The sequence below is a fragment of the Facklamia sp. P13069 genome (assembly GCF_050409405.1).
GTDB lineage: Bacteria > Bacillota > Bacilli > Lactobacillales > Aerococcaceae > Facklamia.
The window spans coordinates 1-10,022 of sequence record NZ_JBNUPN010000038.1 but is presented as its reverse complement, the minus strand read 5'-3'; the positions used below and the strand labels follow the sequence as shown (position 1 = coordinate 10,022).

8 protein-coding genes and 1 tRNA gene are annotated in these 10,022 nt (G+C 37.0%); 4 read left to right on the top strand and 5 right to left on the bottom strand.

Features of this window, described 5'->3' with window-relative positions; translation table 11 throughout:
• Positions 1–286 precede the first annotated feature (286 nt).
• The 4 genes from ACQV2T_RS08905 to ACQV2T_RS08890 form a co-directional block, all read right to left on the bottom strand.
• Positions 287–359 (bottom strand) — tRNA-Ala (locus tag ACQV2T_RS08905).
• Between the two features lie 211 nt (positions 360–570).
• Entirely contained in the window at positions 571–1,686 is a 1,116-nt protein-coding gene (locus ACQV2T_RS08900; RefSeq protein WP_428873840.1) for a BMP family lipoprotein, read from the bottom strand.
• Positions 1,687–1,839: 153 nt separating this feature from the next.
• Positions 1,840–2,757 carry a pseudouridine-5'-phosphate glycosidase gene (locus tag ACQV2T_RS08895; RefSeq protein WP_428873895.1) on the bottom strand — a complete coding sequence of 306 codons (918 nt, stop codon included), beginning with the start codon at positions 2,755–2,757 and terminating at the stop codon, positions 1,840–1,842.
• A 54-nt stretch (positions 2,758–2,811) separates the two neighbouring features.
• Positions 2,812–3,945: a PfkB family carbohydrate kinase gene (locus ACQV2T_RS08890; RefSeq protein WP_428873841.1), complete on the bottom strand. Its 1,134-nt coding sequence runs from the start codon at positions 3,943–3,945 to the stop codon at positions 2,812–2,814.
• Between the two features lie 151 nt (positions 3,946–4,096).
• On the opposite strand from ACQV2T_RS08890, the gene glpK reads away from it, so the two are divergent.
• From glpK to ACQV2T_RS08870, 4 genes are all read left to right on the top strand, one after another.
• Positions 4,097–5,608 (top strand): glycerol kinase GlpK, encoded by a 1,512-nt coding sequence (gene glpK / locus ACQV2T_RS08885; protein WP_428873842.1) that lies wholly within the window; start codon positions 4,097–4,099, stop codon positions 5,606–5,608.
• A gap of 127 nt (positions 5,609–5,735) precedes the next feature.
• A complete protein-coding gene (locus tag ACQV2T_RS08880; protein WP_428873843.1) occupies positions 5,736–6,923 on the top strand; it encodes a glycine C-acetyltransferase in 1,188 nt (395 codons plus the stop codon).
• Positions 6,924–6,932: 9 nt separating this feature from the next.
• Positions 6,933–7,880, top strand: a complete 948-nt coding sequence (locus ACQV2T_RS08875) for an L-threonine 3-dehydrogenase (protein ID WP_428873844.1) — start codon at positions 6,933–6,935, stop codon at positions 7,878–7,880.
• 269 nt (positions 7,881–8,149) lie between these two features.
• Positions 8,150–9,295, top strand: coding sequence for a hypothetical protein (locus ACQV2T_RS08870; RefSeq protein ID WP_428874962.1), 1,146 nt, complete (start codon positions 8,150–8,152; stop codon positions 9,293–9,295).
• A 51-nt stretch (positions 9,296–9,346) separates the two neighbouring features.
• Here the strand turns inward: ACQV2T_RS08870 and ACQV2T_RS08865 are convergent.
• The coding region (locus ACQV2T_RS08865) for an HAD hydrolase-like protein (protein ID WP_428893557.1) at positions 9,347–10,022 on the bottom strand (676 nt) is incomplete at its 5' end.

Below are 10,022 nucleotides of genomic sequence, written 5' to 3'. Positions count from 1 at the left end.
CAGAGTCCTTTCTATTTTAGTTACCACTTTTAATAGATCGGACTTTTGTGTTTTTGTGTAGCAAAAAATAGGATGGAAGGAAGTGTTTTTTTCTTCCATCCACCCTGTTTATTATAGAGCCTAAATTTCACAAGAAAAGAGGGCTAGCAAATAAGCTAGTCCTCTCTATTTGCCTAGGGAGCTCGAATGTTGCACGAAATATTATGCAATATTTAGTGATTATTTTTATTAAAAACCTATAATGTTAAGGTTTATAAAAATTTTTAATAGTATATATTTATTTATATGGAGACGATCGGTCTCGAACCGACGACCTCTACAATGCCATTGTAGCGCTCTCCCAACTGAGCTACGCCCCCAATATAGAAATACACATATATCTTACGCAATTTTGAAATATAAGTCAATAGTTGAAAAAACATTATCCTAATTGTTCCTAGAAGTAATAGTCGAATATAATTAATCCAATCAAAAGACTTTCTATTATATACGTTAAGTAGTTCTAAATAGAAAAAAGAGCAAGCTTGAGATAAATCAAGCTTGCTCTTTTTTGTAATTAATTTTAAATTATTATTCTGCTTCAGTTTCTTCAGCAGTTTCTTCTTCTGTTTCGTCTTCAGCTTTTTCTGCATCAGCATCTTCATTAGAGGTCATCTCTTCACCTGGTTTTTCAGGGACAACGATTTCGCCATTGATGATTTGTTGTTTGTAGTCTTCAACAGCTTTCTTAACTTCGTCAGTTAAGAATTCAGTTGTAAGGTCTACACCACCATCAGCTAAACCTAAAGTTTGAACGCCACCTTCAAAACCTTCAGCTTGTGTTTTTTCAGCAAATGCTTTCACTGATTCACCAACTTGTTTCAATGTAGATGTTAATGTTAAGTGACGCTCTTCACCGTCAATTTCAATTAAGCCTTCAGCGTCTTGGTCTAAGTCTACACCAATTACGTATAATTCTTGAGAAGGATCGTTTGATACACGGTCTTTAGCTTCTGAGAATACACCTTGGCCAGTTCCACCAGCAGCATGATAAATGATGTCTGCGCCACTAGAGTAGATTGAAGCTGCTAGTTGCTTTCCTTTAGGAGCATCTGCAAAGTGACCAGCATACTCGATTGATATTTCGATATCAGGGTTAACTGTTTTAGCACCAGCTACAAAACCAGCTTCGAAACGGTCAATTACTTCAGACTCAACTCCACCGATAAAACCGATGTGGTCTGTCTTAGTAGTCATAGCTGCAGCAACACCTGCTAAGAAAGCTGCTTCGTTGTCTTTAAAGGTAATAGAAGCTACGTTGTCTTTTTCAACAACAGAGTCTACGATAACAAAATGTCCATCTGGGTTTTGTTCAGCTGCTTCATCAATAGCCGGTTGTAACTTATAACCAATACCAAAAATAAGGTTTGATCCACCTTGGATAGCTGCATTGATGTTTGTTACATAATCTGAATCTGACTTAGATTCAAGATAGAAGTAGCCACCAGGGCCTTCTTCTAATTCATTTTCTTCACCGTAAGCTTGTAAACCTTCCCAAGCAGATTGGTTGAATGATTTATCGTCCACTCCACCAACGTCAGTAATGATTACTGGTGAAATTTGTTCTTGAGCAACAACAGTTGCTAAAGGTAATGTAGCTGCACCTAGTGTTAAGGCAGCTGCCGATAGTGTTAATAATTTTTTCATAGAATACCTCCATTTGTTTTAACTATAATATACCTTTATAAGGTCGATAAAGCAAGCGTTTGCTTTCTAAGTTAATCACTCATGATCACATATAAAAGCCTCCAATTCAGGAATAACCCAAACTAGAGGCTAAAAATACTTTTGGAAGACACATTAGTTTTTCAATTGGTATTGAACCGCAATTTCTGCACCTAATTTTGCATTATTATAAACCAATTGGATATTAGTTTCTAATGAGCGTCCTTCAGTCAATTCAACAATTTTTGCTAATAAGAAGGGGGTGGATTCCTTACCATGAACGCCAGCTTCTTTTTCTTCAATTAAAGCTTGATCAATGATAGCATTGATTTCATCGTTAGGGATTTCGTATTCTTTAGGGATTGGGTTTGCAATCAATAAACCAGCTTGTAAATCTAGTTGATCAGCGGCTACCATTCGCTGGGCAATTTCTTCTGCAGAATCTGCCCTACTAGTCAAGCGGTAAGGTGAGGTTGAAGAATAAAAGGCTGGCAGGTAATCGGTTTGATAACCAGTAACCGGAACCCCTTTAGTTTCTAAGTATTCCAAGGTTCTTGGTAAGTCTAAAATAGCTTTAGCTCCCGCACATACCACGGTAACAGGAGTTTGGGCTAACTCTTCAAGGTCAGCAGATACATCCATGTGTTCAGTATATCCACGATGAACCCCACCAATTCCACCGGTTACAAACACTTTAATCCCGGCTAGATGAGCGCCAATCATGGTTGTAGCCACGGTAGTGGCTCCTAATTGCTTATTGGCAATTACTTCGGCTAAGTCTCGTCTGGATACTTTGACCACATCTTTTGCTGTAGCTAAGATTTCCAAGTCTTCTTCTTCTAAGCCAATTTTAAACTGCCCGTTCATGATGGCTATGGTTGCTGGAACAGCTCCGTGGTCACGAATAATTTGTTCCGTTTCTTGTGCCATTTTAACATTTTGTGGATAAGGCATTCCGTGTGAAACGATAGTTGATTCTAAGGCTACAATCGGTTTTTGTTGAATGATTGCTGCTTGAACCTCTTTAGAGATGGATAATAGGGGATGATTCATAGCGTTAGCTGTTTCTTTATTATATGGTTGATTCATAGTTATATTCCTCTTTCTTTAAAATATTTGACAATTTCCAATCAATTGACGTTCTTCTTCAAACAGTTTCGCATTAAGATTTTTTCTAACTGTGGAAGGGGATTGTACAGTGTAATAAGAGTTAGTAATACCATAATGAATGGCTTCACTTGGAGCATATTCTTTTTTGAGCCCGTATATTAATCCCGCTACAAAAGAATCGCCAGCCCCTGTCACATCAACTAATCGAGGGTTATTAGGAGGTTGAAAATATAGAAACTCTTTCTTTTGATTCGAGTATAGCAATGGTTTAGTACCACGAGTGATAATGACATTTTCCACTCCTCGATCAATCCATAGCTCAGCGAGATATATAAAATCATCTTCCGTCTTAACTTTGTGATTAAAGTATTCTTCAGATTCATCCTGATTGACAATTAGCCATGTAATTCCTTTTAAATTCTCTGGCAGATGGTTCATTTTCGGTCCGGAAACTGGAATAACCACCAGAGGTATTTGCTGTTTTTTCGCTATATTCATCACTTGTTCAACGGCAGATTGAGTGAGATTAAGATCCATAGCAATGAATTGACAATTTTCAATTTGTAAATGGAAACTAGTAATCCATTCAGCATTCATTTGATCACAGATTTCCATATCAGCAAAGGCTACTTCCATTTGACCTGTTTCATCGAGAATGGCTGTGTAGGAGGACGTATTGTGATTTTCTAAGGATTTCACATGGTCTAAATTCACAAAGGGCTGAGTAATAGCCTTAATTTCTTCAAAATCAGCATCGATACCTGCTAAAGATAGTAAACTCACTGAGAGTTCCATCCTTCCGAGGTTTTCTGCTACATTTCGTGCAACTCCTCCAACAGTCACTGTTGAGTTAACAGGATTAGAGGTGGATTTGAGTAAAGGTGTTTTTAACTGAAAGATACGGTCAATATTCATAGCTCCGATACAAAAAATATCAGCTGGTTCATTGACAATATAGGCTCTACCTTGCAGGTAGCGCTTTTGCGTAAGTGATGACACAATATTAGCTAGAGTAGATCGATTAATACTCAAAATTTCAGCAAGTTTAGTTTGAGTAAGAAAAGGGTCTTGCTTAATTAAATCCAAAACACGCTTTTCATTTGAGTTGAGTCTGATGATAATACCTCCCACTGACAACAATTGTCCTTATTTAAGATTCTTGTCTTAATTATACCTTTAAATTAATAGAATACAAGTCTTAATTAAACGAAACTTGAGAAGTATATTGACAAGAACTATAATACAATCACTCAATTAAGCGATTAAAGAGAGGGGCTTTATTTTGTTAAACGACCGATATATAATGGCAATCGATCAAGGAACGACATCTACTAGAGCAGTCATAGTGAACCATCAAGGTGAATTTATAGCCAGTGCTCAAAAAGAATTTCAACAATTTTTTCCTCAATCTGGTTGGGTAGAACAAGATGCTAATGAGATTTGGCAATCCGTTCAGTCCGTCATTTCTCAAGCTTTGATTAATGGTAATATTCAACCTAAGCAGATAGTAGCAATTGGAGTCACTAATCAAAGAGAGACGACAGTCATTTGGGACCGTGAAAGCGGAGAGCCTATCTATCACGCGATTGTCTGGCAATCGCGGCAATCAAGCGAAATATGCCAAGCGCTTAAAAAGAGTGGCTATGAAGATATTATTAAGAAAAAGACAGGCTTACCGCTTGACCCTTATTTTTCAGCGAGTAAAATTCGTTGGATTTTAGACCATCTTCCAACTTCTCAAATAAGAGCAGAAGCTGGCGACTTAGCCTTTGGCACAATAGATTCTTGGTTGATGTGGAAATTGTCAGGTGGCAGACACCATATTACGGACTATTCTAATGCTTCGCGTACCCTTTTATTTAATATTGAAACTCTGGAATGGGATCGAGAGCTTTTAGACATATTCAATATACCTGCTCAACTATTACCCCAAGTGGTATCAAATTCTGAAATATACGGAAAAACAGCCACCTATCATTTTTACGGTCACGAAATACCATTAGCTGGTATGGCTGGAGATCAACAAGCAGCATTGATTGGTCAACTCGCCTTTGATAAAGGGCAAGTTAAATCAACTTATGGAACAGGTGCCTTTATATTGATGAACATTGGGAATGAGCTAAAGCTGTCTAAGCATGCGCTATCTACTTCTATCGCTTATAAATTTCCTAACCAATCTCCAGTATACTGTATTGAGGGCTCTATATTCGTAGCGGGTTCAGCTATTCAATGGTTACGAGATGGATTAAGGATGATTGAAGAATCTTCTGAATCTGAGGAACTCGCCCAACATTCAAAAAACGAAGATGAAGTATATGTGGTGCCAGCTTTCACGGGATTAGGAGCTCCTTATTGGGATTCTCAGGCTAGAGGAGCTGTGTTTGGCTTAACTCGTGGCACTGATAAAGCTGACTTCGTTAAAGCGACCTTGCAATCTTTAGCTTATCAAGTGCGCGACATCATTGATGTAATAAAGGATGAAATGGGGGTCGTCATTCCAGAATTAAAAGTCGATGGAGGCGCTTGTAAAAATAATTACTTGATGCAGTTTCAAGCAGATATTTTAAATACGGCAGTAACACGCTTATCCAATCTTGAGTCCACGGCATTGGGGGCTGCTTTTCTAGCAGGCTTAGCAGTAGACTATTGGCAGTCTATTGAAGAAATCCAAAGCTTAGTTAAACCCGCTATAACTTTTAAACCGAAAATGTCAATAAATCGCAGTGAAGATTTATATGAAGGTTGGAGAAGGGCTGTTCAGTCGACGCGACATTTTAGTAACAAGCGGAACTAGTTTAATTTAGCTTTAGAATAAGAAAATAATGAGAAATCAATAAGGATTTAATCATAATTGCGATTGTATTTGCTTTAAACCTGGAAGCGTTTTATAATATAGTAAAAGTATTAAGGGGGAACTATAAGTGGTACAAAGCTTACATGAATTTTTATCAGCAGCAATTGCAGAAAAGAAAGAAAAGAATCTCTATAATGAAATCGAAGCCTTATCTTCTGCAAACGGCCCAATCATTGAAATTAACGGACAAGAGCTCATTAATTTATCATCAAACAACTATCTTGGTTTAGCAACTTCCGAACGTTTAAAAGAGGTAGCTAAAAAAACTATTGATAAGTATGGAGTGGGAGCAGGTGCGGTTCGTACTATTAATGGTACGATGGATGTCCACAATATTCTAGAAAAGAAAATTGCAGAATTTAAGAAAACAGAAGCTGCAATAGCTTTTCAATCAGGCTTCAATTGTAATATGGCTGCTATTTCTGCCATCATGAACAAAGAAGACGCTATTCTTTCAGATGCATTAAACCACGCTTCAATCATTGACGGCTGCCGTTTATCACGTGCTAAAATCATTCCAGTGAAACATCAAGACATGGATGATTTACGTGCAAAAGCTAAAGAGGCAACAGAATCAGGCTTATACAAAAAAGTAATGTACATTACAGACGGTGTTTTCTCAATGGATGGCGACGTAGCTAATATTCCAGAAATTGTTGAAATTGCAGAAGAATTCAACTTAATTACTTATGTTGATGATGCGCACGGCTCAGGAGTAATGGGTAAAGGTGCGGGTACAGTTAAGCATTTCGGTCTATCGGATAAGATTGACTTACAAATTGGAACCCTTTCAAAAGCTCTTGGTGTAGTAGGTGGATATGTTGCGGGTTCACAAGAATTAATCGACTGGTTAAAAGTAGCTGGACGTCCATTCCTATTCTCAACTTCATTAACACCGGGGGATGCTGCAGCTGCTACTGAATCGATTAATATCTTAATGGAATCATCAGAATTACACGATCGCCTATGGGAGAATGGTAACTATCTTAAAGCTGAATTAAAAGCATTAGGCTTTGATATTGGCAACTCGGAAACACCAATTACACCAGTTATTTTAGGTGAAGAAAAATTAGCTCAAGCCTTCTCTAAACGGTTAAGAGAAGAAGGAGTCTATGCTAAATCAATTGTCTTTCCTACAGTACCACTCGGAACTGGTCGTGTGAGAAATATGCCAACAGCTGCACATACTAAAGAGATGTTAGACCAAGCAATTACCATCTACGAAAAAGTTGGTAAAGAATTAGGCGTAATCTAGGAGGGAATCATGAAAAAAATCTTAATTACTGGTGCATTAGGCCAAATCGGTTCGGAATTAGTTGTTAAGTTAAATGATATGTATGGTGAAGAAAATGTCGTACCTACAGATATCCGTGTAGTAGAGGGAAATGAAGTCTGTAATCATCCTAACTTCGCTATTTTAGATGTAATGGATATGGACGCATTTATGGCTATTGCTAAAAATCACGAAGTAGACACATTAATTCATATGGCTGCTTTATTATCAGCTGTTGCAGAAGAAAAGCATTTATTAGCATGGGATATTAACATGCAAGGTTTAGTAAATGGATTAGAAGTTGCTCGTTCATTAGAGCTTCAATTTTTTACACCTTCATCTATTGGTGCGTTTGGTCCAGACACACCAAAAGTTGGTACTCCTCAAGATACTATTCAACGCCCAACAACAATGTATGGAATTACTAAGGTAGCAGGTGAGTTACTGTGTGATTATTACTATACTCGCTTTGGTGTGGATACTCGTGGCGTACGTTTCCCTGGTTTAATATCTTACGTAACACCTCCAGGAGGTGGAACAACTGACTACGCAGTGCAAATCTATTATGATGCGATTAAGTATGGTAAATATGTCTGCAATATTCCTCAAGGTGTAAAAATGGACATGATGTACATGCCAGATGCTATTCAAGCAATCATTGATTTAATGGAAGCTGATGCTGATAAATTGGTTCATCGCAATGCTTTCAATATTTCAGGTATGTCATTCGAGCCTGAAGAAATTGCGGCATCAATCCGTAAAGTCATGCCAGACTTCGAAATGACTTACGATGTGAATCCAACTTTAGAGCGCATTGCGAAATCTTGGCCAGATGAAATGGATATTTCAGCTGCTAAAGAAGAATGGAACTTTAAAGCAGAGTATGATTTAGATAAGATGACAGTGGATATGCTTGAGAAATTAAAAGCTAAACAATAATTTTTGACTTAATAGCGTTGGCTTGTTTGCCAACGCTATTTTTCATTCATAAATAATAATTATGAATAAATTGTGAACAAAATTAGAAGAGTGTTCGTTTGTGGATTAAAAAGTAAACTCCGACAAACACTGATATAAAAGCATCTACAATAGGGATGGGAATAATATTCTTAAAAAAATCATCATTATTTCTAAGCAAATTACTAGCATAAATAGAATATAGGATGTATGATGAAGACATACTAGAAGAACAAAGGAGCGATTTTATAATGAAAAAATCTTTTAAAAAATTAGTTTTAATTTCAATGAGCGCTATCACCTTAGGAGCTATAGCTCCAACTGTATCTATCTTTGCTCAAGAAGATAGTGAAACAACTGTGGACTCAATGATTGAAGATTCTATGGAAGAAACAACAGTTGAAGAAGATGAAGAAGAAGTAAGTCCAATGCAGAAAGCTTTGGAAGAAATCGTTAAAAAGTATCAAGAAGATTATCCAGAAGTTGGAATTAATCGTATTATCATCCAACCTTTAGAAGAAGATGAAGAAGATGATCTATCTGTCAAAGTCGAGTCAGAAATGGGAATGGCTGATGACGAATCTGAAGAAGAAATGACCCAAGATGAAATGTCAGATGAAGAAATGACTGAAGACGAAATGGATGAGGTAGATCCATTTGAAATTACGATTGAAGGTACAGATGAAGAAGCAATGGAAGATGTAACTGTTTCTTATGATGCTCGTACGAAAGAAGAAATCCCTGAAGACGAAAACGAAGTTGAAGATAGGATGTCTGAAGCTGAAGATACTATGGATGACATGATGTCAGATGCAGAAGATGCAATGGATGATATGATGTCAGATGCAGAAGATGCAATGGATGATATGATGTCAGACAATGAAGAAAGCGAATCTGATACTGAAGAGGAAATGTCTGATGAGCCTTTAGCTACTATTGATTTTGAAGATCTTGCTGGTTTTGACGAAATTAAAGAAGCCGCTGAAGAAGAAGCTGGCATGGGTGAAGCATTAGAATTTGTTTATTCAGTTAATGAAGAAACAGATGTCACTGAAGTGGCCGTATTTGTTTATGAAAACACTGAAGAACCAACCGAAGGAAAAATGATGACCATTACTTTAGATGCTACAACTTTAGAAGTTCTAAAAGTTGAAGGCAGTGAAGTTGAAGAAGCGGTAGATAGTGAAGGGAATGCAGTAACTAGTCCCCAAGAGTCAAACAATGGTGGTCAAGATGCTCCTTCTAACGAAGAAACAACTACAGAGGAATCTGAAGGACATGAAGAAACAACTACAGAGGAATCTGAAGGACATGAAGAAACAACTACAGAAGAATCTGATGAAAATGAAGATTCAGATACAACAGAAGAAAATGAAGAAACAACTTCTGAACAATAATTTTATATGAATAGACGTAAAAAAAGTCCGAGCAATTTGCTCGGATTTTTTTTAAAGATTGGATAGTAAATTACAAAGGTCCTTTTCAAATTGGATTGCTTTAAGATAGGGATGATTATTCCTACCAGGTTTGTTATGGACATTAAAGTAAATAGCTTGCCAACCACTATTTAAAGATCCTTCGATGTCATTGGTCCAATCAACTCCACTATAAATAATTTCATCTTTTGCGCAAGCAAGTGAGTTAGTAATTTTATTGAAAATTTCAATATCAGCTTTCGAATAAGCCAAGTTTTCCGATATGAAATTTTGATCCTCATCAAAGTATTGCCTTAAGCCGAGCACTTCAATTTTACTCCTTTGACCAGCATTGGCTCCTTTAGTCAGTATAAAGAGTTCTACAGAACTTTCTTTAAGGTGGAGCAAGCATTCATGAAAATTTGGACGAAGCGTTAGATATTTTTTGCAATCCTTGTATAGATCAAGAAAACTATGAGCTGGATCTAAGTGAATTTCATGCTCGAAAGTGCTAAAAGCATCAATAGTCCGCTGCAATTGATAATGAAGTTTACTACAGTTATCGGCAATAAAGGATTGGTAAAGATTTTTCGAATAATGCTGGTAGACAGGATTAAAAGAATCAAAGGGGATGTTATAAGGGTTGTCTGATTGAAGGCTCTTTGTCAAATAGGGTTGATGAGTAGGTGAGGTAACCGACTGGTTACTT

What these genes read in the sequence shown, in the direction of transcription:
- ACQV2T_RS08900 (WP_428873840.1), bottom strand. Translation starts at nt 1,686, where the DNA reads ATGAAAAAATTATTAACACTATCGGCAGCTGCCTTAACACTAGGTGCA.
- ACQV2T_RS08895 (WP_428873895.1), bottom strand. Translation starts at nt 2,757, where the DNA reads ATGAATCATCCCCTATTATCCATCTCTAAAGAGGTTCAAGCAGCAATC.
- ACQV2T_RS08875 (WP_428873844.1), top strand. Translation starts at nt 6,933, where the DNA reads ATGAAAAAAATCTTAATTACTGGTGCATTAGGCCAAATCGGTTCGGAA.
- ACQV2T_RS08870 (WP_428874962.1), top strand. Translation starts at nt 8,150, where the DNA reads ATGAAAAAATCTTTTAAAAAATTAGTTTTAATTTCAATGAGCGCTATC.